The 24,692-nt window shown below is 72.0% G+C and carries 22 protein-coding genes; 18 read left to right on the plus strand and 4 right to left on the minus strand.

Annotated features, from left to right (window positions below; genetic code table 11):
- Positions 1 to 83: 83 nt before the first annotated feature.
- Complete coding sequence (locus tag ABT034_RS11235) at positions 84 to 722, plus strand: DUF4328 domain-containing protein (protein ID WP_351213643.1); 639 nt, start codon at positions 84 to 86, stop codon at positions 720 to 722.
- Positions 723 to 788: 66 nt separating this feature from the next.
- Positions 789 to 1,358 carry a hypothetical protein gene (locus ABT034_RS11240; RefSeq protein ID WP_351213645.1) on the plus strand — a complete coding sequence of 190 codons (570 nt, stop codon included), beginning with the start codon at positions 789 to 791 and terminating at the stop codon, positions 1,356 to 1,358.
- Positions 1,359 to 1,364: 6 nt separating this feature from the next.
- On the opposite strand, the gene ABT034_RS11245 is transcribed toward ABT034_RS11240, so the two are convergent.
- Positions 1,365 to 2,102 carry a Clp protease N-terminal domain-containing protein gene (locus ABT034_RS11245; protein ID WP_351213647.1) on the minus strand — a complete coding sequence of 246 codons (738 nt, stop codon included), beginning with the start codon at positions 2,100 to 2,102 and terminating at the stop codon, positions 1,365 to 1,367.
- A 434-nt stretch (positions 2,103 to 2,536) separates the two neighbouring features.
- Here ABT034_RS11245 and ABT034_RS11250 point away from each other — a divergent pair, with 434 nt between their 5' ends.
- Both ABT034_RS11250 and ABT034_RS11255 read left to right on the plus strand, forming a co-directional pair.
- Entirely contained in the window at positions 2,537 to 3,226 is a 690-nt protein-coding gene (locus ABT034_RS11250) for an RNA polymerase sigma factor (RefSeq protein WP_351213649.1), read from the plus strand.
- Complete coding sequence (locus tag ABT034_RS11255) at positions 3,226 to 4,356, plus strand: hypothetical protein (RefSeq protein ID WP_351213651.1); 1,131 nt, start codon at positions 3,226 to 3,228, stop codon at positions 4,354 to 4,356. Before ABT034_RS11250 ends, ABT034_RS11255 begins: the two co-directional genes overlap by 1 nt.
- 156 nt (positions 4,357 to 4,512) lie before the next feature.
- Here ABT034_RS11255 and ABT034_RS11260 read toward each other — a convergent pair whose 3' ends face one another.
- Positions 4,513 to 5,367 (minus strand): L,D-transpeptidase family protein, encoded by an 855-nt coding sequence (locus ABT034_RS11260; protein ID WP_351213653.1) that lies wholly within the window; start codon positions 5,365 to 5,367, stop codon positions 4,513 to 4,515.
- 126 nt (positions 5,368 to 5,493) lie between these two features.
- On the opposite strand from ABT034_RS11260, the gene ABT034_RS11265 reads away from it, so the two are divergent.
- The 3 genes from ABT034_RS11265 to ABT034_RS11275 are packed head-to-tail and all read left to right on the plus strand — an operon-like array spanning position 5,494 to position 8,649.
- Positions 5,494 to 7,074, plus strand: coding sequence for an acyl-CoA mutase large subunit family protein (locus ABT034_RS11265; RefSeq protein ID WP_351213654.1), 1,581 nt, complete (start codon positions 5,494 to 5,496; stop codon positions 7,072 to 7,074).
- Between the two features lie 59 nt (positions 7,075 to 7,133).
- Positions 7,134 to 7,790 (plus strand): leucine efflux protein LeuE, encoded by a 657-nt coding sequence (gene leuE, locus ABT034_RS11270; protein WP_351213656.1) that lies wholly within the window; start codon positions 7,134 to 7,136, stop codon positions 7,788 to 7,790.
- 37 nt (positions 7,791 to 7,827) lie between these two features.
- A complete protein-coding gene (locus ABT034_RS11275; RefSeq protein WP_351213658.1) occupies positions 7,828 to 8,649 on the plus strand; it encodes a MerR family transcriptional regulator in 822 nt (273 codons plus the stop codon).
- A 66-nt stretch (positions 8,650 to 8,715) separates the two neighbouring features.
- On the opposite strand, the gene ABT034_RS11280 is transcribed toward ABT034_RS11275, so the two are convergent.
- Together ABT034_RS11280 and ABT034_RS11285 are read right to left on the minus strand one after the other, a co-directional pair.
- Positions 8,716 to 10,050, minus strand: coding sequence for a polysialyltransferase family glycosyltransferase (locus ABT034_RS11280; protein WP_351213659.1), 1,335 nt, complete (start codon positions 10,048 to 10,050; stop codon positions 8,716 to 8,718).
- Positions 10,047 to 11,087: a glycosyltransferase family 2 protein gene (locus ABT034_RS11285; protein WP_351213661.1), complete on the minus strand. Its 1,041-nt coding sequence runs from the start codon at positions 11,085 to 11,087 to the stop codon at positions 10,047 to 10,049. Before ABT034_RS11285 ends, ABT034_RS11280 begins: the two co-directional genes overlap by 4 nt.
- A 219-nt stretch (positions 11,088 to 11,306) precedes the next feature.
- On the opposite strand from ABT034_RS11285, the gene ABT034_RS11290 reads away from it, so the two are divergent.
- From ABT034_RS11290 to ABT034_RS11340, 11 genes are all read left to right on the plus strand, one after another.
- Positions 11,307 to 12,596: a DUF6716 putative glycosyltransferase gene (locus tag ABT034_RS11290; RefSeq protein WP_351213663.1), complete on the plus strand. Its 1,290-nt coding sequence runs from the start codon at positions 11,307 to 11,309 to the stop codon at positions 12,594 to 12,596.
- A complete protein-coding gene (locus tag ABT034_RS11295) occupies positions 12,596 to 13,789 on the plus strand; it encodes a cytidylyltransferase domain-containing protein (RefSeq protein WP_351213665.1) in 1,194 nt (397 codons plus the stop codon). The genes ABT034_RS11290 and ABT034_RS11295 overlap by 1 nt, the downstream gene beginning before the upstream one ends.
- A gap of 12 nt (positions 13,790 to 13,801) precedes the next feature.
- A complete protein-coding gene (locus ABT034_RS11300) occupies positions 13,802 to 14,695 on the plus strand; it encodes an N-acetylneuraminate synthase family protein (protein ID WP_351213667.1) in 894 nt (297 codons plus the stop codon).
- The gene (locus ABT034_RS11305) at positions 14,692 to 15,915 is read left to right on the plus strand and encodes a hypothetical protein (protein WP_351213669.1); all 1,224 of its coding nucleotides are present in this window, start codon (positions 14,692 to 14,694) and stop codon (positions 15,913 to 15,915) included. Before ABT034_RS11300 ends, ABT034_RS11305 begins: the two co-directional genes overlap by 4 nt.
- Before the next feature lie 116 nt (positions 15,916 to 16,031).
- Positions 16,032 to 17,252: an amidohydrolase gene (locus ABT034_RS11310; RefSeq protein ID WP_351213671.1), complete on the plus strand. Its 1,221-nt coding sequence runs from the start codon at positions 16,032 to 16,034 to the stop codon at positions 17,250 to 17,252.
- A gap of 359 nt (positions 17,253 to 17,611) precedes the next feature.
- Positions 17,612 to 18,664 (plus strand): BMP family lipoprotein, encoded by a 1,053-nt coding sequence (locus tag ABT034_RS11315; protein ID WP_351213673.1) that lies wholly within the window; start codon positions 17,612 to 17,614, stop codon positions 18,662 to 18,664.
- Between the two features lie 122 nt (positions 18,665 to 18,786).
- On the plus strand, positions 18,787 to 20,484 hold the full coding sequence (locus ABT034_RS11320) for an ABC transporter ATP-binding protein (RefSeq protein ID WP_502972878.1): 1,698 nt from the start codon (positions 18,787 to 18,789) through the stop codon (positions 20,482 to 20,484).
- Positions 20,481 to 21,599, plus strand: a complete 1,119-nt coding sequence (locus ABT034_RS11325) for an ABC transporter permease (protein WP_351213675.1) — start codon at positions 20,481 to 20,483, stop codon at positions 21,597 to 21,599. The genes ABT034_RS11320 and ABT034_RS11325 overlap by 4 nt, the downstream gene beginning before the upstream one ends.
- On the plus strand, positions 21,596 to 22,858 hold the full coding sequence (locus ABT034_RS11330; protein ID WP_351213677.1) for an ABC transporter permease: 1,263 nt from the start codon (positions 21,596 to 21,598) through the stop codon (positions 22,856 to 22,858). Before ABT034_RS11325 ends, ABT034_RS11330 begins: the two co-directional genes overlap by 4 nt.
- Positions 22,855 to 23,250, plus strand: coding sequence for a cytidine deaminase (locus ABT034_RS11335; protein ID WP_351213679.1), 396 nt, complete (start codon positions 22,855 to 22,857; stop codon positions 23,248 to 23,250). The genes ABT034_RS11330 and ABT034_RS11335 overlap by 4 nt, the downstream gene beginning before the upstream one ends.
- 83 nt (positions 23,251 to 23,333) lie before the next feature.
- On the plus strand, positions 23,334 to 24,611 hold the full coding sequence (locus ABT034_RS11340; protein WP_351213681.1) for a thymidine phosphorylase: 1,278 nt from the start codon (positions 23,334 to 23,336) through the stop codon (positions 24,609 to 24,611).
- Positions 24,612 to 24,692 lie beyond the last annotated feature (81 nt).

Genomic DNA, 24,692 nt, shown 5'->3' on the forward strand with positions numbered 1-24,692 from the left:
TACGCTCACCGGCGCGGCGGCCGTCCGGTCGCCCGGGCGCCTCGGGGAGGGGCGCCGCCCGTTCCTTGGGGGTCCGCTCCGTCATGCTCCGCAATCCCGTTGGTCTGTCGTACGCCGTGGTGGCGCTGCTCGCGTCGATGATCCTGTCGGACGTGTTTCTCTTCTTCTCGGTGCTCGACGTGTGGTTCCTGACGGCCGGCGGCACGGAAAAAAACATGGCCGGGTTCTCGCACCTGGGCGTCGACGTCACGACCTGGGGTCAGACGCTGCTGTCCCTGCCGACCCAGATCGTCTTCATCATCTGGTTCTTCCGGGTCCGCCGGAACGCCGAGGTCTTCGCGTCCGACCTGCACCGCGGCGGCCCCGGCTGGGCCATCGGCGCCTGGTTCGTGCCGATCGCCCAGTTCTGGTGGCCGAGGAGCGTGGCGGCCGGCACATGGCGGGCGAGCCGCCGGGATCCGTACGGCGACGGCAAGGAGGAGCCGCTCGCGCTGCTCAACTGGTGGTGGGCGGTCTGGATCTTCTCGGTGCTCTTCGGGACGTTCGCGAGCGCGGTGTACGACGACGCCGACCGGGCCGACGAGTTCAGGGCCGGCGCCGGACTGCTCGTGGCGTGGACCGTCCTCGACACCGTCGCCGCCGTCCTGGCGATCCTCTTCGTCCGCCGTCTGACCTCTATGCAGCACCGCAAGGCCACTGGCATGATTCCGGCCGCGCAGTGACGAAAAAGCGCCCCTCGGCGCAGTAGGGGAAGTACTGCGTCCGCATCGGGTGGCGAGGAGGCGTCCATGACGTCGGGGAACGGCCGGAGCCTGCTGGAACTGATCGACGGGGCCGACGAACGAGGTCTGGCCGCGGCCGGCCTCGCCTGCCTCGACCGCTGCCTCCCGCTGCTCGCCGGCGACCGCGGTGACGCCCTGCGCCCCGTGTGGGCGGCCGTCGCGCGCGGCGAGGGGAACGCCTGGGGCGAGGCCGTCGCCAAGGCCCGCGTCGACCTGGACGCCGACGGCACGGACGGCACGGAGGGCGCCGGGGCCGTACGCGGGATGCTGGCCGCCGCCCCGGACGCCTGGGCGGCCGGGGACCTCCGCGCCTGGGCCCACGCCTGCTCCGCCGCCGCCCTCGCCCTGCACGGCCGCTACGACGCCGCCGAGGTGTCCGACGGCCTCGTCGAGCGCTGCCGGGCCGGGGACGCGGACGGTGCGGGCCCGCTGCTCGCCGGGGAGCTCCGCCGCCAGCAGGCCGTCCTCGAATCGGCCGCCCACGGCCCGACCGGTCTGCGCCGGGCGCGTGAACTCTCCGTCGAGGGCGGCCGGGTGCTGCGCGCGGTCGTCTCGCGCCGGGCCCGCACCACCTAGGGCCTGTCAGGTCTCCGTCGTCTCGACCATCGCCGAGGCGATGGTCTCGGCGATCTGCCGCTCCGCCGTGGCCTTGTCGAGTCCGAGCCCGGTGAGCACGCCCGTACCGTCCTCGTGCTCCAGGAGGGCGAGCAGGATGTGCTCGGTGCCGACGTAGTTGTGGCCGAGGCGCAGGGCCTCGCGGAACGTCAGCTCCAGGACCTTCTTCGCCGCCGCGTCGTACGGGACGAGGGCGGGCGGCTCCTCTACGCCCGGCGGCAGGGTCGCGGCGGCGGCCTCTCGGACCTGGTCGAGGGTCACGCCCTGGGAGGTGATCCAGTACGCGGCGATCCCCTCCGGCTCGGCGAGCAGGCCGAGTGCCAGGTGGGCGGGGGTGATCTCGGCGTTGCCGACGGCCGTGGCCTCGTTCTGCGAGGCCATGACCACGTTCCTGGCCCGGGGGGTGAAGCGGTTGAACCCGGCGTTCGGGTCCATCTTCTCCGCGTCCGGCTCCTTGGGTACGAACCGCTTCTGGGCCGCCTGGCGGGTCACGCCCATGCTGCGGCCGATGTCGGTCCAGGAGGCGCCGGAGCGGCGGGCCTGGTCCACGAAGTGGCCGATGAGGTGGTCGGCGACGTCGCCGAGGTGGTCCGCCGCGATGACCGCGCCGGAGAGCTGCTCCAGGGCGTCGGGGTGGACCTTCTTGATCGCGTCGATGAGCTCGTCGAGACGGACGGGGACTTTCGGGCCGACTGGATTCGTCATGAGTGCAACCCTAGGTTGACACCCCTCCACTGTCAACCATCAGTTGACAGTGGAGGGGCGCACTGCGCCCCGGGCGGGTGAGAAGAGCGGAAAAGGGGAGGCCAGAGGGCCGGAAATGGGAGACGACCGAGGCCGCCACCCCCCACAGGAGAGGCCCCGGTCGTCGTCCACGGAGCCGCAGCACGGCTCCGTACTCCATTCAGCGCCAGAGGTGCGTTTTCTGTCACACCGCCCGCGCACCGCGTCCGGGCGCCACCCGAGCGCTCCCCGGGCGCCCTCGCTCGAAGGTTGCAAGTTGCACAAAGACCCCGGATCGCGTGGACGTGATGCCGCGCCACGACGTAGCGTGCAGATGCGCGAGGCGGCGTGGCGGTGGTGACCGGCCGCGATGGAGCGACGACGCGACGACGCGACCGACGAACAGGGTTTGGGGAGTGCTGGGGGACGACGCGGAGCTGACGGCCGCGGTGCTCGCTGCACAGGACGGGGACGAGAACGCCTTCCGTACTGTGTATCGCGCCGTGCATCCACGGCTGCTCGGCTACATACGGACACTGGTCGGCGACGCCGACGCCGAGGACGTCGCCTCGGAGTCCTGGCTCCAGATAGCCCGCGACCTCGACCGTTTCGACGGCGACGCGGACCGCTTCCGCGGCTGGGCCGCCAGGATCGCCCGCAACCGCGCCCTCGACCACATACGGATGCGCGGCAGGCGGCCCGCGGCCGGCGCCGACGAGGCCGAACTCACCGACAAGCCCGCCGCCTCCGACACCGCGGGCGAAGCCCTGGAGGCCCTCGCCACCGGACACACCATGCGGCTGATCGCCCAGCTCCCGCAGGACCAGGCCGAGGCCGTCGTCCTGCGCGTCGTCGTCGGCCTCGATGCCAAGAGCGCCGCCGACACGCTGGGCAAACGCCCCGGCGCCGTACGCACCGCCGCCCACCGCGGCCTGAAGAAGCTCGCCGAACTCCTCGGCGTCGACGGCGAGACGGACGGGGCGGACGGCACCGCCGAATCCGTCGCCGCGCTGGACGGTGTGCCTCCGCAACGCGGGCGCCTCCCGGGGTCCGTGCCGCCCCGCGGTGTGACGCAATCACGTCCCCGTACGCAGAAGGACATGTGATGGCCGACGAGCGGTACCAGTGGCTCGACCAGGAGGCCGCCGAGCGGCTGCTCCGCGGCGAGCCGGTCGACGCCGTCGGCGACCACGCGCGCGCGGGGGCCGAGCGTCTCGCCGGCGCCCTCGACGCGACCCGTGTCCACGCCCTCCCCGCGGCGGGGAGCGGCGAACTCCCGGGCGAGGCCGCCGCGCTCGCCGCCTTCCGGCAGGCCACCGCCGAGCGTGCCTCCGGCCGCGCCTCCGTGACCGCCGGAGCCGCCCACGGCCGCACCCTCCACGCCGACCTCGGCCGGGTCCGGCTCGCGCCGGTCGCCGCGCCGGCGCGCCGCTGGGGACGGTCCGTACGGTACGGATTCGCCGCCGCGGTCGCCGCCGTCACCGTCGGAGGGGTCGCCGTCGCCGCTGGAACAGGTGTGCTGCCCCTGGTGGGTCCGGCGCCCGCCAGCTCCGTCACGGCGGGGGAGACCGCCGACACGCTCGTGTCGAAGGAGCCCGGCATACGCCAGGACCCGGAGGCACCCCCGACGCGGCCGGGCACCGACGGCGAACCCACCCCCGGCGTGTCCCCCTCCGCCGGCACCACCACCGCACCGCCGACCGGAAGCCCGGACGGACACGGCACCACCGCCCCGGGCCCCGGCTCCCCGGAACCGGGCAGGAGCACGGCGGGCACGGGCGGCGACTCCGGCGGCACGGGAACGGACCCCGGCGGCACGAGCGCGGCCCCGGGCGGTACGACCTCCCTGGCGAAAGCCGTCAAGGCCTGCCGGGACTACCGGTCGGGGAGGCTCGACGCCACCGGCCGGACACAGCTCACGAACAGCCTGCGCGGCGGCGAGACCCTGCGCCGCTACTGCGACCGCATCCTCGGCGGCGGCACGGCCGCGCCCGGCGGCGAGGCCAAGGACGACACCAAGGACTCCTCCGGCGACGCCAAGGACGACAAGGCCGACGACAAGGCCGACGACGGCTCCAAGGACGGCAAAGCCGGGGACCCGCGCGGCGACGACCGCGGCGGCTCGGGGAACAGCCGTACCGGGGACGCCGCCGAAGCCCCTCGCGACACCGTCCGCTCGTCCGTGTCGGCACCCCTCGGAATCGCCGTCACCGCACGCGTCGCGCTCGCGGTGTAACACTTCTCGCCGCGACGGCGCAGTATGGAATGTGCCGACTGGTCATCGGCCGCGCAGAGAGCCGGGGTTCCCCCCGTACCTACGGCTCCGCGCACCCGGCGCGGGTGGGGCACGTTCCCCCGGTCCCACCCGCGCCCTCTCTTCTCCCCTCCCGGGTCACCAGTGGACGACGACCTTGTCGCCGACCTTCACCTGGTCGAAGAGGGTCGTCAGCTTCGCCCGGTCCCGGACGTTGACGCAGCCGTGCGAGCCCCCGTCGTAGCCGCGGGCCGCGAAGTCCGACGAGTAGTGCACGGCCTGGCCGCGGCTGAAGTACATCGAGAGCGGCATCGGCGTGTGGTACAGCCTGGACCAGTCCTCGCGGACCTTCCGCTCCACGGTGAACGTGCCCTCCCGGGTCGGGGTGTTCTCCGAGCCGAACCGGACGTCCATCGCCGAGACGACCTTGCCGTCGATCATCCAGGCGAGGGTCCGGCTCTCCTTGCTGATGCACAGCACCCGGCCCGTCATGCACCGCGCGTCGGGGGCGTCCAGCTGGTTGGTGGTCGCCGGCTTCAGCTCGTCGGCGGTCGGCTTCCGGCTCGCCCCGAGCAGCTCCTCCCAGGTCGCCCCGTCGACCGACCCCGTCCGCGGCAGACCCTGCTTCTTCTGGAAGGCCTTGACCGAAGCGGCCGTCATCGTCCCGTAGAACCCCGTGGGGGCCCGGTCGAAGTGACCGAGCTGCCGCAGCCGCGCCTGGAGCTCACGGACCTGCTCGCTCTCGTCCCCGTCGCCCATCAGGGCCGTGGACCCGGGTCCGGGCTCCGCGGTGGTCGGCGCGGCGGACGGGGCCGTCGTGGTCGGCGCGGGGGCGGCGGTCGTCGGCGCCTTCGACGGACTCGCGGACACGGTCCCGGGGCCGGATCCGGAGCCACCCCCGGTGTCGGCCGCCTGGGCCGTACAACCGGTGGCGAGGGCCACCGAGGCCGCTGCCAGTACCGCTCTGCGTATGACGGAAGAAGACCGCTTCATCGTTGCCCCCCGGGACGAGTCTGTGTACGTAGGGATGCTCCACGCGCGCGTGTGGTTGCGCGTGTGGACCATGGACCGCGCATCCTGTGAGGAAGGTCCGAGCACATCTACCGGGAGGCACCACGCATGGCGCGCGAGACGGAGTCGGGGCTGCCCATCGAACCGGTCTACGGACCGGACGCCCTGGACGGGTGGGACCCCGCCGAGAAGCTGGGCGAGCCCGGCGCGTACCCCTTCACCCGCGGGGTGTACCCGTCGATGTACACCGGCCGGCCCTGGACCATGCGCCAGTACGCGGGCTTCGGCACCGCCGTCGAGTCCAACGCCCGCTACAAGCAGCTCATCGCCAACGGCACGACCGGCCTCTCCGTCGCCTTCGACCTACCGACGCAGATGGGCCACGACTCGGACGCCCCGATCGCCTCGGGCGAGGTCGGCAAGGTCGGCGTCGCGATCGACTCGATCGACGACATGCGGATCCTGTTCGACGGGATCCCGCTCGACCAGGTCTCCACGTCGATGACGATCAACGCCCCCGCCGCCCTCCTTCTCCTCCTCTACCAGCTCGTCGGCGAGGAGCAGGGCGTGCCGGCCGACCGGCTGACCGGCACCATCCAGAACGACGTGCTCAAGGAGTACATCGCCCGCGGCACGTACATCTTCCCGCCGAAGCCCTCGCTGCGGCTGATCGCGGACATCTTCCAGTACTGCCGGGCCGAGATCCCCAGGTGGAACACCATCTCGATCTCCGGCTACCACATGGCCGAGGCGGGGGCCTCGCCCGCGCAGGAGATCGCGTTCACCCTCGCCGACGGCATCGAGTACGTACGGACCGCCGTCGCCGCCGGCATGGACGTGGACGACTTCGCGCCCCGGCTCTCCTTCTTCTTCGTGGCCCGCACGACGATCCTGGAGGAGGTCGCGAAGTTCCGGGCGGCCCGCCGGATCTGGGCCCGGGTCATGCGGGAGGAGTTCGGCGCGACGAACCCCAAGTCGCTGATGCTCCGCTTCCACACCCAGACCGCGGGCGTCCAGCTCACCGCCCAGCAGCCCGAGGTCAACCTGGTGCGCGTCGCCGTCCAGGGCCTCGCGGCCGTCCTCGGCGGCACCCAGTCGCTGCACACCAACTCCTTCGACGAGGCCATCGCCCTGCCGACGGACAAGTCCGCCCGCCTCGCCCTGCGCACCCAGCAGGTCCTCGCGTACGAGACGGACGTCACCGCCACCGTCGACCCCTTCGCCGGCAGCTACGTCGTCGAGAAGATGACCGACGACGTCGAGGCCGCGGCCCTGGACCTGATGGACAGGGTGGAGGACATGGGCGGCGCGGTCGACGCGATCGAGCGCGGCTTCCAGAAGGGCGAGATCGAGCGCTCCGCGTACCGGATCGCCCAGGAGACCGACAGCGGCGAGCGGGTCGTCGTCGGCGTCAACCGCTACACGGTCGACACCGAGGAACCCTACGAGCCGCTGCGCGTCGACCCGGCGATCGAGGCCCAGCAGGCCGAGCGCCTCGCGCGGCTGCGCGCCGAGCGCGACGAGGCGGCCGTGGACGCGGCGCTCGCCGCCCTGAAGAAGGCGGCCGAGGGGACGGACAACGTCCTGTACCCGATGAAGGACGCGCTCAGGGCCCGGGCCACGGTCGGCGAGGTCTGCAACGCGCTGCGGGAGGTCTGGGGCACGTACGTCCCGAGCGACGCCTTCTGATCTTCCGCGATACGAAACAGACGGGCGGAGTGTCGTACCCACGTGCGACACTCCGCCTCATGCTGGGTGTCACCGATCTTCCGACCTACCTCGTGGGTCTCGTCCTCATCATCCTCCTGCCGGGGCCGAACTCGCTGTACGTGCTGTCCGTCGCCGCCCGCAAGGGCACCCGGACCGGGTACAAGGCCGCCGCCGGTGTCTTCACCGGCGACGCCGTCCTGATGACCCTGGCCGCGCTCGGCGCCGCCTCACTGCTCCAGACCACGCCCCTGCTCTTCATGATCGTGAAGTACGCGGGCGCGGGATACCTGGCCTGGATGGCGTACGGGATGCTGCGGGCGGCCTGGTCGATGTGGCGCGGGCGGGACGAGGTACGTCACGAGGAGAACGCCCAGGCCCCGGTGGCCGCGGGGGAGAACCCGTACCGGCGCGCGCTGATCATCAGCCTCTTCAACCCGAAGGCGATCCTCTTCCTCATCTCCTTCTTCGTGCAGTTCGTCGACCCCGGCTACGCCTACCCGGCGCTCTCCTTCCTGGTCCTCGGCACCCTCCTGGAGATCGGCAGCTTCCTCTACCTCACGATGCTGATATTCGGCGGCACCCGGCTCGCCGCGACGTTCCGCCGCCGCCGACGCCTCTCGGCGGGCGCGACCTCCGCCGCGGGCGCCCTCTTCCTCGGCTTCGCCGCGAAGCTCTCCCTCAGTAGCGCCGCTTGACCCTCACACCGTGTGAGGTCGTTCTGTAGGGGGCGTCATGTTCACCATCGGAGACTTCGCCCGGCACGGGCGGGTGTCGGTCCGGATGCTGCGTCACTACGACGCCATCGGGCTGCTGCGCCCGGCCCGGGTCGACCCGCACAGCGGCTACCGCTTCTACACGGCGGACCAGCTCGCCCGGCTCAACCGTGTCATCGCGCTCAAGGACCTCGGCTTCACCCTCGAACAGGTGGGGGCGATCCTCGACGAGCGGCTCGACGCGGACGAGCTGCGGGGCATGCTGCGTCTGCGCCGGGCCGAGCTCGAAACGGCCCTGGCGGAGGCGCGGGCCCGGCTCGCCCAGGTCGGCGCGCGGCTCCGAGCCATCGAGAGCGAGGGACGCATGTCCACCCAGGACGTCGTCGTGAAGAAGATCCCCGCCGTGCGCGTCGCCGAGCTGAGCGGCGTCGCCGCGAGCTTCGGCCCGCAGGACATCGGCCCGGTCATCGGCCCGATGTACGACGAGCTGTGCGGCCGGCTGGAGGCTGCGGGGGTCACCGGGTTCGGCCCGGGGATCGCGTACTACGAGGACGCGGGCAAGGGCGACGGCTCGGTCGTCGTGCACGCCGCCATGACCGTCCCCGAGGGCACGGCCGCGGAGGGCGTCCAGGTGCGGGTGCTGCCCGGCATCGAGGAGGCGGCCACCATCGTCCACCGGGGGTCGATGGACGAGATCCTGCCGACCGCCCAGACCCTGGCCGCCTGGATCGACACCAACGACTACCGGTCCGCCGGCCACGCCCGTGAGCTGTACCTGGAGTGCCCGGAGGACCCGGCCGGCTGGGTCACCGAGATCCAGGAGCCCGTGGTCCGCGCCTGAGCCCGGACGCGCCAGCGGGCCCGGGTCCCCCGCACGGGGCCCGGGCCCGCTGGCCGTACCCCGGGGCTACCTCTTCTTCAGCGCCTTCCGCAGCCGCAGCGCGCGCCGCGCGAGCCGGCGGACCTTCGGGTGGCGGGGGATCGGCAGGCCCCCGGGCAGGTTCAGGACGGTGAGGCGGCGGCGGGTGAAGTGGTGCCGGGTGCGCTCGGCGAGCGGGCCCGACAGGTGGCGTACCGCGGGCTCCCGCAGCTCCGGCCGTATCTTCGGCTGCATCGCGAAGCCGACCGCCGCGACCAGGTCGTTGAGCAGCTCCGTACCGGCCGCGTCGCCGACCACCGCGCCGCCGTCCTCCGTGCCGTCCTCCAGGGGCGGCACGACGGCGTCCACGACCGTGAGCGGGATGCGGTTGCTGTTCTGGAACGGGGTGAGCCGTTCCAGGAGGGCGCCCGTGCCGACCCGGGCGACGGGCAGCCCGTAGAACGTCCCCGCGGTCAGCAGCGCCGTGGAGAAGCAGCCGACGACGAGCGCGGGCCGCAGCTCGCCGTAGAGGACCTCGGCCAGCACCGGCCGGTCCTCGACGGTCAGTTCGGCGCCGAGCTCCTCCGCCGCCCGCACCAGCGTCCGCGACCAGGCGTCGGGGGCCGTCGGATGCGGCTTGAAGACGAGCCGCCGGTGGCCCCGGGCGATCGCGCCCCGGACCATCCGCAGGTGCAGCTCCTCCTCCTCCGCGGCGGTCAGCAGCTTGAGCGCCGCCAGGTACTGGCCGAGGAGCAGCGCGGGCCCGTCCTCGGACGCCGCGGGGCCACCGGCCAGCTCCTCGACGACCTTGGTGAACGCCTCCGTCGGTACGGCCTCCGGCACCGCGCCGAACTCGGCGAGCAGCAGCGGCGCGAGCCCGGGGACGAGGTCCAGGTGGAGCAGCCGGCCGACGCGACCGCCGATCATCGGGTCGATCTTGTTACGGGTCGGCCCGTAGCTCATCAGACCGTCCGCGTACACGGTGATCGGCGCCTCGGGCAGCAGCTGGGCGATGGCGAGCGCGGGCGTCACCTGGAGCGATTCCAGGGCGAGTTCGACGCGGTCGTCACCGAGGTTCCAGAGCTTGCGCAGATGCCGCTGGAGGAGCGGCAGATCGCTCGCGCGCGGGGTCCAGCCGCCCGGGTGGAGCGGGGAGATCGTCTCGTTCCAGGACAGGACGGAGTCGAAGCGGCCGCGCAGCCGGTCGAAGCCCTCGGCCTCGTCGAGGGCCGGGGTGGTCTCAGGGACGGCCGCGTTGTTGGTGACGAGGAGGATCCGGCGGTCGGCGGTGCCGAAGCAGCCGCTGTCCACGGCGGCGGCGAGCGTCACCGCCCCGTAGAGGGTGGAGGCGCAGAAGATCTGGGTGGTCCTGCGGGCGCTCACGCGGCCACCTCCGCGGAGGCCGAGCCGGCGCCGGAGCCCGTACGTGTCCCCGGGCCGGGGGTCGGGGACGGCGGTGGGGCCGGGCGGCGGCGGCGCAGTCTGCGCAGCATCGTCGCGCGGTCCCCGCCCATGGCCGTCAGGGCCTCGTCGAGAACCCCCTGCGGCATCCGCCGCAGCGCACCCGCGCTCATCGCCTTCAACTGGCGGGCCACCTCCGGCTCGAATCGTTCGACCGAACCGATGTGATGGGAGATCACCGCGCAATACGTACGGACGGCTTTCGGAAGAAGAAGATCCGCGTCCGCGTCCTTCGCCGTTTCCTCGATCACCTGGTCGAAAGCGCGGATGAAATCCAATTGCCGTACATCACCGATCTGGGTGAGCGAGGTCGCGACGCCGCGCCGGTAGAAGACACCGAGTTCACCGATCGCGGCGAACGATTCCGCCTCGCGGTGCAGTCGCCAGATCCACGGCCGGTCCTCGGCCGTCCGCAGACCGTGCGTGAAGTGCAGGAGGCCGCGGTCGACGAGCCGCCGGTGGTAGATCCCCGCCCAGGCGTACGGGTAGTCGACCGAGGTCGTCCGGTGGGCCGGCAGGATCGCGTCCCGAGGGTTCAGCACCTCACCGCGCAGGGGGACCGGCGCGCGGCGGATGCCGCGGTTCCTGCCGGTGACGGAGACGTGGTCGGTGCGCAGGAAGTCGCAGCCGAGGTCCTCGGCCGCCGCGACCAGGCGGGAGTAGTAGCCGGGGGCGAGCCAGTCGTCCCCGTCGAGGAAGGTGAGGTATTCGCCGCGGGCGGCGTCGATGCCGGTGTTCCGGGCCGTGGCGAGGCCCTCGTTGTGCTCGTGCCTGATCAGGACGGCACCCGGGATCTCGCGCGCGGCCCGTTCGAGGAGTTCGGGCGTCCCGTCCGACGAGCAGTCGTCGACAAGGAGGAACTCGAAGTCCTCGCGGGCGTTGGCCCGCAGGCTCGTGAGGGTATCGGGGGCGTATGTCTGCACGTTGAAGAACGGCACGACGACGGAGAGCTTGACCACGCGGCCGACGCTAGGCGCCGCCCCGGCATTCCCACCGACCGGTGGGCAGCTATTCGGTGAACACCAAGCGGCGGGCCGATTAACCGCCTTTCCCCGTGGGCGTATCCGGCCTGCTCGCGACCGGATCCCGACCCACTTCAACAGGAGGAGAGGCTCTGTTCACCGTTTGTTGTGGCCCAGTTGGGCCGGAAAGCGGAATGCCCTTCTAGCGTCCTCGGCGTGCAAGGAAGTAACAGAGAAGCGGTACGGGTCGCCGTACTCGCCGACTCCGACACCCGGTGGAAATGGGGCGCCCTCACGGCGCGCCGCATCACCACGGCGACCGCCGAACCCACCGGTTTCGTCCTGCGCGGACGGGCGACGCCCACCGCGCGCCAACTCGCCGAGACAGGGGTGTCCACGACCACCCCGCGCGAGGTGACGGGCGCGGAGTTCCTGCGCGCCGTCCGGGACGCGGAGGAGCGCGGCGAGGGATACGACCTCGTCGTTCTCGCCCTCGTCGGCGGCACCGTCCGGGCCGTCCTCCAGGGCCTTGCCGATCTGGACCTGGTCCGGCGCCCGGTGATCGTCACCGGCTACGTCGGCGTCGTCTACGAGAAGCTCACCGACGGACTGCTGTTGCGCCACGGCGCCGATGTCGTCCTCGCCAACTCCCGCCACGACGCGGAGCGTTTCCGCGCGGTGTACGAGGGAGTGGGCGCCGGAGCCGACTCGGTCGTCGAGGCCGCCCTGCCCTTCCTGGGCGGCGCCCCGTACGCCCCCGAGGCCGGCCGCGACACCCTGGTCTTCGCCGCCCAGCCGTCCGTGCCGGCCACCCGGACCGAACGCGCCTACGTGCTGCGCAGGCTGATCGCCCACGCCCGCCTCCGCCCGGGCCGCGAGGTGCTCCTCAAGCTCCGCTCCAAGCCGGGCGAGCACACCACGCACCTGGAGGAGTTCCCGTTCCAGAAGCTGGTCCGCGAGCTCGACCCGCCCGCCAACTTCCGGCTGGTGTACGGACACATGGGCGAGGTCCTCGACCGTACGGACCTCCTGGTCACCGTCTCGTCCACGGCCGCCCTGGAAGCCCTGCACCGCCGGATCCCCACCGCGATCCTCACCGACCTCGGGGTCCGCGAGGCGCTCGGCAACCACCACTTCGTGGGCTCGGGCCTGCTCGCCTCCTTTGACCGGCTCGACAAGGGGCTCGCCCCGACACCCGACGAGACGTGGCTGGCCCGGCAGGGCGTGGCAGCCGACGGCTCGTACGAGGGGGCCTTCGACGCGGCCCGCGACCGGGTCGCCGCACTCCTGGCGCTTCCCGCGCTGCCCCCGATCACCCCCTACTACACCGCGGAGACGGCCCCCGGCTACCTGCCCGGGATCCTCGCCCGCCACCGCCTGGACGTCACCGCGCCGGAGTCCCGCGAGAGCGGCCTGCGCCGGATCGTCCGGGAGGCCGCGCGGGGCGCGTACCGCCACGGCGTGCAACGCGTCGCCCCCGTCATCCGCCGCCTGGGAGAACTCTGATGACCACCGTGCTCGCCGTGATCCCCGCCCGGGGCGGCTCCAAGGGCGTCCCCGCCAAGAACCTCGCCCCGGTCGCCGGAGTCCCCCTGGTGTCCCGTGCCGTCCAGGCCTGCCTCGGCGCCCGTCCCGTCACCCACGTCGTGGTCTCCACCGACGACGCCGGCATCGCGGCCGCCGCCCGCACCGCCGGAGCCGAGGCGGTGCGGCGGCCCGCCGAGATCGCGGGCGACACCGCCACCAGCGAGGCGGCCGTCCTGCACGCCATGGACGCCTTCGAGGCCACCCACGGCCGCCCGGCCGACGTGGTCCTCCTCGTCCAGTGCACGAGCCCCTTCCTCACCTCCGCCGAGGTCGCCGAGACCGCCGAGCGCATCACCTCCGGCGCCGCCGACACGGCCTTCACCGCGGCCCCGTCCCACGGCTTCCTCTGGCGCTCCGCGCCCGCGGACGACGCCGAGGGCGGCGCCACCGGCGTCAACCACGACAAGGCGCACCGCCCCCGCCGCCAGGACCGGGAGCCCGAGTACCTGGAGACCGGCGCCGTCTACGCCATGGACGCGGCCGGGTTCCGCACCCACAGGCACCGCTTCTTCGGCCGTACCGCGCTCGTCGTCACCGACCCGGCCCGGGTCCTGGAGATCGACGACCCGCACGACCTGGCCCGCGCCCGCGCCCTCGCGCCGCTCCTCGACACGCCGGCCACCCCCGGCTTCGCCGACATCGACGCCGTGGTCCTCGACTTCGACGGCACCCAGACCGACGACCGGGTCCACCTCGACGCCGAGGGACGCGAGTTCGTCTCCGCGCACCGCGGCGACGGCCTCGGCATCGCCGCCCTGCGCCGCGCGGGCCTCCCCGTCCTCATCCTCTCCACCGAGCAGAACGCCGTCGTCGCCGCCCGCGCCCGCAAGCTCAAGATCCCCGTCCTGCACGGCATCGACCGCAAGGACCGGGCGCTCAAGGAGTGGTGCGACGCCGAGGGCATCGACCCGCAGCGCGTGCTCTACGCCGGAAACGACGTCAACGACCTGCCCTGCTTCCACCTCGTCGGCTGGCCCGTCGCGGTGAGCAGCGCCCACGACTCCGTACGGGCCGCGGCCCGCGCGGTCACCGTCACCCCGGGCGGCTCAGGAGCGATCCGCGAGATCGCCGCCTGGCTCCTCGGACCCGAGCTCAACACCCCCAACGCGTAAGGAAACAGCACCATGAACAGCCGCCTCCGCACCCTCGGCGACAAGACCGCCGGCCCCGGCCACTCCGTCTACATCACGGGCGAGATCGGCATCAACCACAACGGTGACCTCGACAACGCCTTCGCCCTCATCGACATCGCCGCCGAGGCCGGCTGCGACGCCGTGAAGTTCCAGAAGCGCACCCCCGAGATCTGCACCCCGCGCGACCAGTGGGACATCGAGCGGGACACCCCCTGGGGCCGGATGACGTACATCGACTACCGCCACCGCGTCGAGTTCGACGAGACCCAGTACCGCGCCATCGACGAGCACTGCAAGAAGCGCGGCATCGACTGGTTCGCCTCCCCGTGGGACACCGAGGCCGTCGCCTTCCTGGAGAAGTTCGACGTCCCGGCCCACAAGGTCGCCTCCGCCTCCCTCACCGACGACGAGCTGCTGCGCGCGCTGCGTGCCACCGGCCGTACGGTCATCCTCTCCACCGGCATGTCCACCCCGGAGCAGATCCGCCACGCCGTCGAGGTCCTCGGCAGCGCGAACATCCTGCTCTGCCACGCCACCTCGACCTACCCGGCCAAGGCCGAGGAGCTGAACCTCCGCGTCATCCAGACGCTCCAGGACGAGTACCCGAACGTCCCGATCGGCTACTCCGGCCACGAGACCGGCCTCCAGACCACCCTCGCGGCCGTCGCCCTCGGCGCCACCTTCGTCGAGCGCCACATCACCCTCGACCGCGCCATGTGGGGCTCCGACCAGGCCGCCTCCGTCGAGCCGCAGGGCCTCCAGCGCCTGGTCCGCGACATCCGCGCCATCGAGGCCGCCCTCGGTGACGGCGTCAAGAAGGTCTACGAGTCGGAGCTCGGCCCGATGAAGAAGCTCCGCCGGGTCCAGGGCCTCGTCACCGCATGACCGGGCAGCTGGCGTTCGTCGAGAGCCCGGTCCAGCTCCTGAACGTCCTGGAATGGGCGCACACGCAGGCGCCCTCCCAGGGCGCACCCCGCACCGCGCCCACGGGCGCGCCCGGCTCGGCGGACGCCACCCCGCCGCCCGGTGCGCCCGGTCCGGCGGACGCCACCCCGCCCACCGGCGCGCCCGGCTCGGCGGACGCCACCCCGCCGACCGGCGCGCCCGGTCCGGCGGACGCCACCCCGCCCCTCACGGTCGTCGTCCTCTCGCCGACCGACCCCATGTCGCGCGGCCAGCTGCGCCGGATGGCCCAGCTGGCCCGCGACGAGGGCGTCACCGTCCACTGGCAGGAGGCCCGCGGCGGCCGGGGCGCGCTCGTCCGCACCCTGCGGGAGCTCGCCCGGCCGCTGCGCTCGGCGGAGCGGGTGATCATCGGGGACCCGTTCTCGCGGTACGTCCAGCTGCTCCTGACCCTGTTCGGCCCCCGGCACCTGACGGTGGTCGACGACGGCACGGCGACCATGGAGTTCGCCGACCAGATCGGCCGGGGCGAGCGCCTGGTGCGCTGGCACCGCAAGGGGAACCTGGGCCCGCGCGAGCTGGTCCTCGCCCCGGTGACCTCCCTCGCCCGGCGGCGCCTCGCCCCGGCCCGGGGCCGTACGGTCGAGATCTTCACCTCGCTGCCCGTCGAGGCCCCCGAGGGCATCGAGGTGACCGAGAACTCCTTCGCCTGGACCCGCACCCGGTTCGGCCCGCCCCGGCTCACCGGCGGCGCGGACCTGGTGGGCACCTCGCTGGTGGAGACGGGGGTGGTCGACGCCGGCCACTACGACCGGGTGGTGGCGGAACTCGCCCGCGCCCACGGCGCCACCCGCTACTTCGCGCACCGCAGGGAGAGCGCCGAGAAGCTGCACCGCATCGCGGTCGAGACGGGTCTCCAGGTGGTCCGGCCCGAACTGCCGCTCGAGCTGATCGCCCGGCGCGGCCCCGTCGGCCGTACGATCGTCAGCTTCCCGTCCACGGTCGTGCACACCCTGCCGCTCGCCCTCGCCGGGACCGGGGTGAAGGTCGCGGTCTGCGAGATCGCCCCGGAGTGGCTGCGGGAAAGCGCCTCCCCGCGCGCGCAGGGCTTCCTGTCCGGGGTGGCGGGCACCGCGGCCCACGAGGTCGACCGGCTCACCACCCGCGTGTCGACCCCCACCGACCGGCTCGGATTCGGGTGACCCTACCCACATGGAAGAGCCTTCATGCCTGGTGAACGGAGTTTCTTTCCCCTAACGGGTTGAACTTTTCGTGATCAACGGGCAGTTGACCTGTCTGAAGGCCTACCCTTCAAAAGGTGAACCAGTTGAAGTCCCGTGAGCCAGACTCCGCCACCCTGCCCGGAAAGCTGTCCGACCCCCTGCGCGTCGAGCTGATCGCCTTCCGCAGGGACGTGCACATGCACCCGGAGCTCGGGAACCAGGAGTTCCGTACGACCGCCGCGCTGAAGGCCCGCCTGGAGGCGGCCGGCCTCGCGCCGAAGGTCCTGCCGGCCGGCACCGGACTCATCTGCGACATCGGCACCCCGGACCACCGCCGCCCCATGTTGGCGATCCGCGCCGACCTCGACGCGCTGCCCATCCCCGACGTGAAGACCGTCGCCTACCGCTCCACGGTGGCCAACCGCGCCCACGCCTGCGGACACGACGTCCACACCACCACCGTCCTGGGCGCCGGACTCGTCCTCGCCGGACTCGACCGCCGGGGCCTGCTGCCCAACGCCGTGCGGCTGATCTTCCAGCCCGCCGAGGAGGTCCTCCCCGGCGGCGCCGCCGACGCCGTCGCGGCCGGCGTCCTGGACGGGGTCGGCCGGATCATCGCCGTCCACTGCGACCCCCGGGTGGACGCCGGGAAGATCGGGCTCCGCGCCGGCCCCATCACCTCCGCCTGCGACCGCCTCGAAGTCACCCTCGACGGCCCCGGCGGCCACACCGCGCGCCCCCACCTCACCACCGACCTCGTCACCGCCGCCGCCCGGGTCGCCACCGACGTCCCCGCCGTCCTGGCCCGCCGTGTCGACGCCCGCTCGGGCCTCTCGGTCACCTGGGGCCGTATCGAATCCGGCCACGCGCCCAACGTCATCCCCCAGCACGCGGAGCTCTCCGGCACCGTCCGCTGCCTCGACCTGCCGACGTGGCGCGAAGCACCCGACCTGGTCCACGCGGCGATCGACGAGATCGCGACCCTGCACCGCGCCAAGTCGACCGTGAACTACGTCCGGGGCGTCCCCCCGGTCGTGAACGACCCGGGCGTCACCGAACTGCTCCACGACGCCATGGCCGCGCGCCGCGGAACGTATGCGATCGAGGACACCGAGCAGAGCCTCGGCGGCGAGGACTTCTCCTGGTACTTGGAGCACGTCCCCGGCGCCATGGCCCGCCTCGGCGTCCGCACCCCCGGCGACACCCGCGTCCGCGACCTGCACGCAGGCGACTTCGACGTGGACGAGCACTGCATCGAGGCCGGGGTGGAACTCTTCACGGCCGCGGCCCTCCTCGACGCCACGCCGAACAGCTGACACCCCTCCCCACCCGGGGCCCCACGCCGACCCCCTGACCCCCGGCCGGGGCCCCGCGCCCGAACCCGCCGACCCCCTGACCCCGGCCGGACGGCCCCCTCATCCGTCCGGCCGACCGCCGTCCTCCCATCGGCCCAGCGCCCGGCGTGGCGCGCCCCCGCGCCCCTCCCGCCGCCCGTTCCCGGCGGTATAACCGGCCGTACCGGGCCGAACGCCCCCGGTCGCCTCGACTGGCCGGTTCGCGACGATCCGATAACGACTCATGAACGGGTCTTTAACTGACATCTACGCGCGTTACGATCGCCGCGAAACCAGCGCCGGAAGAGGCGCTTTCGGTCAGTCTTGAAGGGACCCTCCTCTTGCGCCGGATCACCAGGATCACGACCGTGGGCATCGCCTCCGCGGCGCTCGCCCTCTCCGCCACCGCGTGCGGCAAGTCCTCCACGGACTCCGGTTCCGGGACGGACTCGAAGGCGGCCAAGGCCGCCATCGCGTACGACATCGGCGGCCGCGGCGACCAGTCGTTCAACGACGCCGCCTACGCGGGCCTGAAGAAGGCCGAGGACGAGCTCGGCGTCAAGGGCGCCGAGGCCGAGCCCTCGGAGGGTGAGGGTGACGCCGACAAGGTGCAGCGCCTCACCGCGCTCGCCCGCGCCGGCAACAACCCGGTCATCGGCGTCGGCTTCGCCTACGCGCCGGCGATCGAGAAGGTCGCCAAGGCCTACCCGAAGACCACTTTCGGCCTCATCGACGACACGTCGAAGACCGGCCCGAACATCGCCAACCTCGTCTTCAACGAGGAGCAGGGCTCCTACCTGGCCGGCGTCGCCGCCGCCAAGGCGTCCAAGACCGGCACGGTCGGCTTCATCGGCGGCGTCGAGGTGCCGCTGATCAAGAAGTTCGAGGCGGGCTTCGCGCAGGGCGTCAAGGACACCAACCCCAAGGCGAAGGTGCTCGTCCAGTACCTGACCCAGCCGCCGAACTTCGACGGCTTCTCGAAGCCCGACCTCGGCAAGGCCGCCGCGCAGGGCCAGCTCGACAAGGGCGCCGACGTGATCTACGCCGCCGCCGGTCTGGCCGGTTCCGGCTCGATCGAGGCCGCCGCGACCGCCGGCAAGTGGGCCATCGGCGTCGACTCCGACCAGTACAACCAGGCGGGTCTCGCCTCCTACAAGGAGCGCATCCTGACCTCGGTCACCAAGGACGTGTCGGACTCCGTCTTCAACCTGATCAAGTCGGTCAAGGACGGCAAGCCGCAGACCGGTGAGGTCCGCTACGGCCTCGCCACGGACGGCGTCGGCCTGGCCGACTCCAACCCGGCGTACAAGAAGATGACCGAGGTCACCGACGCCGTGGCGAAGGCGAAGAAGGACATCGTCGACGGCAAGATCACGGTCAAGACCGCTCCGTAAGGACAGCAGGTCACCGACCTCAGGGCCCGGCAACGGTGGGACCCCCACCGGAGCCGGGCCCCGTTCCCGTACAGGTTTTCACTTTCCGGCAGAGCTACGCGTGTAGATATCTCCCTGGCACGATAACTTCGCCCCGCCCCGCCTGCCCGCCCGCTCCCACTCCTTCCGGCCAAGGAGAGTGCGTCATCAACGCGTCCAGCCCCCCTGCCGTAGAACTGCACGGCATCACCAAGCGATTCCCCGGCGTCGTCGCCAACAAGGACATCGCGATCACGGTCCGCAAGGGCACCGTGCACGCCCTCATCGGCGAGAACGGTGCCGGCAAGTCGACCCTCATGAAGATCCTCTACGGCATGCAGAAGCCGGACGAGGGCACCATCGCCGTCGACGGCGAGCAGGTCACCTTCTCCAGCCCCGGTGACGCCATCGCGCGCGGCATCGGCATGGTGCACCAGCACTTCATGCTCGCCGACAACCTCACCGTCCTGGAGAACGTCGTCCTCGGCGGCGAGAAGCTCTACGGCATCGGCGCCAAGGCGCGGCGGAAGATCCAGGAGATCTCCGACGCGTACGGCCTCGGGGTCCGCCCCGACGCGCTCGTCGAGGACCTCGGGGTCGCCGACCGCCAGCGCGTGGAGATCCTCAAGGTCCTCTACCGCGGCGCCAGGATCCTCATCCTCGACGAGCCGACCGCCGTGCTCGTCCCGCAGGAGGTCGACGCGCTCTTCGACAACCTGCGCGAGCTCAAGTCCGAGGGCCTGACCGTCATCTTCATCTCGCACAAGCTGGGCGAGGTCCTGAAGGTCGCCGACGACATCACCGTCATCCGCCGGGGCACCACGGTCGGCACCGCCGACCCGAGGACCGCCACCACCAAGCAGCTCGCCGAGCTGATGGTCGGCAGCGAACTGCCCTCGCCGGAGACCCGCGAGTCGACGGTCACCGACGTCCCGATGCTCACGGTCGAGAACCTCACCCTCGTCGAGGGCGGCGGCGCGGCCCCCCTGACGACCGCCGCCCCGCCGGACCCGTCGAGCACCGCCACCCTCCGCGAGGAGACCGCGGCGGGCCGCAAGCTCCTCGACGACATCTCCCTCACGATCCACAAGGGCGAGATCCTCGGCATCGCGGGCGTCGAGGGCAACGGCCAGACCGAGCTCATCGAGGCCCTCATGGGCATGGCCACCCCCGACGCGGGCGTCATCTCCCTCGACGGCAAGGACATCTCCAAGGTCTCGGTGCGCAAGCGCCGCGAGGGCGGCATCGGCTACATCCCCGAGGACCGCCACCGCCACGGCCTGCTCCTGGAGGCCCCGCTCTGGGAGAACCGCATCCTCGGCCACGTCACCGAGGCGCCCAACTCCAAGCGCGGCATCCTCGACCCGAAGGCGGCCCGCAAGGACACCGAGCGGATCGTGCGCGAGTACGACGTCCGCACCCCCGGCATCGACGTGACCGCGGCTTCCCTCTCCGGCGGCAACCAGCAGAAGCTGATCGTCGGCCGCGAGATGAGCCACGCCCCCAAGTTCCTGATCGCCGCCCACCCCACCCGTGGTGTGGACGTCGGCGCGCAGGCGCAGATCTGGGACGCGATCCGGGACGCCCGCCGCGAGGGCCTGGCGGTGCTGCTGATCTCCGCCGACCTCGACGAGCTGATCGGTCTCTCCGACACCCTCCGGGTCATGTACCGCGGCAAGCTCGTCGCCGACGCCGACCCCGCCACCATCACGCCCGAGGAGCTGGGCTCCGCCATGACCGGCGCGGCCAGCGGTCACCTCGAAGGCAACGAAGAGCAGCCCGAAGACGGTGACGCCCGATGATGAAATTCGACAAGGACAAGCTGATCATCGGGGCCGCGGGCCCGGTGCTCGCGCTCGTCTCCGCCTTCGTGCTCACCGTGCTGGTGCTGCTCGCGACGGGCCTCGACCCGATCGAGCCGATCCGGCTGATGATCGACAACGCCGGGTTCGCCGACATCCAGGTCCTGATCGTCAACCAGACCGGGATCTACTACCTGGCAGCCCTGGCCGTGGCCGTCGGCTTCCGGATGAACCTGTTCAACATCGGTGTCGACGGCCAGTACCGGCTCGCCGCGATGGTCTCGGCCCTCGTCGGCGCCTCGGTCGAGCTGCCCGGCCCGCTGCACATCCTGCTCATCGTGCTCGTCGCGATGCTGACCGGCGCCTTCTGGTCCGGTATCGCCGGCATCCTGAAGACCACCCGGGGTGTCTCCGAGGTCGTCTCGACGATCATGCTGAACGCCATCGCGACCTCGCTGGTGGCCTGGCTGATCCTGCCGAAGAACTTCGGCTTCCAGCCGGAGGGCTCGAACAACCTCACCACCGGTGAGATCTCCGAGTCCGGCTGGTTCCCCGGCATCGACATGGGCGAGGGCAACGGAGTCATCTACGGCTTCACGTTCGTCGCGCTCGCCCTCGGCGTCCTCTACTGGTTCGCCCTCAACCGCACCCGGTTCGGCTTCGACCTGCGCGCCACCGGCGCCAGCGAGTCCGCCGCCCAGGCCAGCGGCGTCGACGCCAAGAAGATGATCCTCACCTCGATGCTGATCTCGGGCGCGCTCGCCGGCCTCGCCGGCATGCCGACGCTGCTCGGCGAGTCCCACACGTACAGCCTCGACTTCCCCGTCGGCGTCGGCTTCACCGCCATCACCATCGCCCTGCTCGGCCGCAACCACCCGGTCGGCATCTTCTTCGCTGCCCTGCTCTTCGCGTTCCTCGACAAGGCCTCCTCGTCGCTGGACACCGCGGGCTACCCGAAGGAGATCACCAAGATCATGCAGGGCATCATCGTGATCGCGGTCGTCGTCTCCTACGAGCTCGTCCGCCGTTACGGCCTCCGCCGCCAGCAGCAGAAGGTCGGCGAGGAACTCGCCGCCGGCGGCGCCATCAAGACCGACAAGGAGGTCTCGGCATGAGCACCGGCACTGTCACCAAGCCGAGCGCCGCGCCCAAGGGCGGCGGACGCCGCAAGCTCACCCTGCCGTGGATCATGCTGATCGTCGCGGCCGGTCTCCTGCTGTTCTCGCTCGTCCGGGCCGTCTCCGGGGCCAACGACCTCACCTCCGTGGGCCAGGTCTCCGGCGCGCTCCAGCTCGCCGTCCCGATCGGCCTCGCCGGACTCGGCGGCCTGTGGGCCGAGCGCGCGGGCGTCGTCAACATCGGCCTCGAAGGCATGATGGTCCTCGGCACCTGGTTCGGCGCCTGGGCCGGCTACCAGTGGGGCCCCTGGGTGGGCGTCCTCTTCGGTCTCCTCGGCGGCGCGCTCGGCGGACTGCTGCACGCGATCATCACCGTCACGTTCAACGTGAACCACATCGTCTCCGGTGTGGCGATCAACATCCTGGCGGTCGGCTTCACCCAGTACCTGTCGAACTTCACGTTCGCCGAGGCCGAGGGCGGCTCCTCCAAGCAGTCGCCGCGCATCGACCAGATCACCCAGATCACGATCCCAGGGTTGTCGGACTGGCTACAGGACCTCCAGCAGAAACACTGGTTCCTGGTCTCCGACCTGGCCGGCATCCTCGGCGGCCTCGTCACCAACCTGTCGCTGCTCACCCTCGTCGCCCTGCTGCTGATCCCGGGCACCTGGTGGCTGCTGTGGCGTACGGCCTTCGGCCTGCGGCTGCGCTCCTGCGGTGAGAACCCGGTCGCGGCCGAGTCCCTCGGCGTGAACGTCTACAAGTACAAGTACATCGCCGTCACCGTCTCCGGCGCCCTCGCCGGCCTCGGCGGCGCGTTCCTCGCGATCGTCGCCACCGGCATCTACCAGGAGGGCCAGACCGGCGGCCGCGGCTACATCGGTCTCGCCGCGATGATCTTCGGCAACTGGATGCCCGGCGGCATGGCGCTCGGCGCCGGCCTCTTCGGCTTCACCGACAGCCTCAAGCTCCGCGGCGGCGCCGAGAACGTCCACGCGCTGCTGCTGCTCGTCGCCGTGCTCCTGGTACTCGCCGCGGCCTGGCAGCTGTACAAGAAGAAGTACGTGCCCGGTGTGATCGCGGCCGCCTTCTCCGTCGGCTTCTTCCTCTGGTACGTGATGACCGACGAGGTCCCGAGCCAGTTCGTCGACGCCGCCCCGTACATCACCACCCTGCTCGTGCTCGCCCTGTCGGCGCAGCGCCTGCGCATGCCGAAGGCCGACGGACTGCCGTACCGGAAGGGCCAGGGCAAGTGACGTCCGGGCCCGACTGGGACCTCCTCCGGGAGACGGCCCGCGAGGCCATGTCCCACGCGTACGCCCCGTACTCGGGCTACCCGGTCGGCGCGGCGGCCCTCGCCGACGACGGCCGGGTGGTCTCCGGCTGCAACGTGGAGAACGCCTCCTTCGGCCTCGGCCTGTGCGCCGAGTGCGGGCTCGTCTCGCAGCTCCAGGCGACCGGCGGCGGCCGGCTGACCCACTTCGTCTGCGTGGACGGCCGGGGCGAGCCCCTGGTGCCGTGCGGCCGGTGCCGGCAGCTCCTGTACGAGTTCGGGGGCCCCGAACTCGTACTGGAGACGCCCGCCGGGTTCCTGACGCTGGCGGAGATGCTGCCGCAGGCGTTCGGCCCGGACCACCTCACCAAGTAGCACCCTCGGAGCGACCCTTCCGGCACCATGGGAGGGTCGCTCCCCCCTTCCCCCTCTATGCGCGTAGAAAGAGGAACCACCTCATGGACGTCATCTCCGTCATCCGCACGAAGCGGGACAAGGGCGAGCTGAGCCCGGAGCAGATCGACTGGGTCATCGACGCGTACACCCGTGGTGCGGTCGCCGACGAGCAGATGTCCGCCCTGGCCATGGCCATCCTGCTGAACGGCATGAACCGCGCGGAGATCGCCCGCTGGACCGCCGCCATGATCGCCAGCGGCGAGCGCATGAACTTCGACTCCCTCTCCCGCCCCACCGCCGACAAGCACTCCACCGGCGGCGTCGGCGACAAGATCACCCTCCCGCTCGCCCCGCTCGTCGCCGCCTGCGGCGCGGCCGTCCCGCAGCTCTCCGGCCGCGGCCTCGGCCACACCGGCGGCACCCTCGACAAGCTGGAGTCCATCCCCGGCTGGCGCGCGCTGCTCTCCAACGAGGAGATGCTGCACGTCCTCGACACCACCGGCGCGGTGATCTGCGCGGCGGGCGACGGCCTGGCCCCGGCGGACAAGAAGCTCTACGCGCTCCGTGACGTCACGGGCACGGTGGAGGCCATCCCGCTGATCGCCTCGTCCATCATGTCGAAGAAGATCGCCGAGGGCACCGGCTCCCTGGTCCTCGACGTGAAGGTCGGCACCGGCGCCTTCATGAAGAACATCGAGGACGCCCGCGAGCTGGCCTCGACGATGGTCGGCCTCGGCACCGACAGCGGCGTGAAGACGGTGGCCCTGCTCACCGACATGTCCACCCCGCTCGGCCTCACCGCCGGCAACGCCCTCGAGGTCCGCGAGTCCGTCGAGGTCCTCGCGGGCGGCGGCCCGGCGGACGTCGTCGAGCTGACGATCGCGCTGGCCCGCGAGATGCTCGCCGCGGCCGGCATCAAGGACGCGGACCCGGCGAAGGCCCTCGCGGACGGCTCGGCGATGGACCACTGGCGCCGGATGATCGCGGCCCAGGGCGGCGACCCGGACGCGACCCTGCCGGTCGCCCGCGAGCAGCACGTGGTCACCGCCCCCGCCGACGGTGTCCTCACCCGCCTCGACGCCTACGACATCGGCATCGCCGCCTGGCGCCTGGGCGCGGGCCGCGCCCGCAAGGAGGACCCGGTGCAGGCGGGCGCGGGCGTCGAGCTCCACGCCAAGCCGGGCGACACGGTCACGGCGGGCCAGCCGCTGCTGACCCTCCACACGGACACGCCGGAGAAGTTCGAGTACGCCCTGAAGTCGCTGGACGCGGCCTGGGACATCGCGGCCCCGGGCACGGCCTTCACCCCGACCCCGATCGTCCTGGACCGCATCGCCTGACGCGGGCATATTCCTCTGACACCTTCGGGTGAACGGGACCGGTGGACCCCCACCGGTCCCGTTCGGCATGCTGGGATCGGT

Source organism: Streptomyces sp. NPDC002773 (genome assembly GCF_040295605.1).
Lineage (GTDB): Bacteria > Actinomycetota > Actinomycetes > Streptomycetales > Streptomycetaceae > Streptomyces.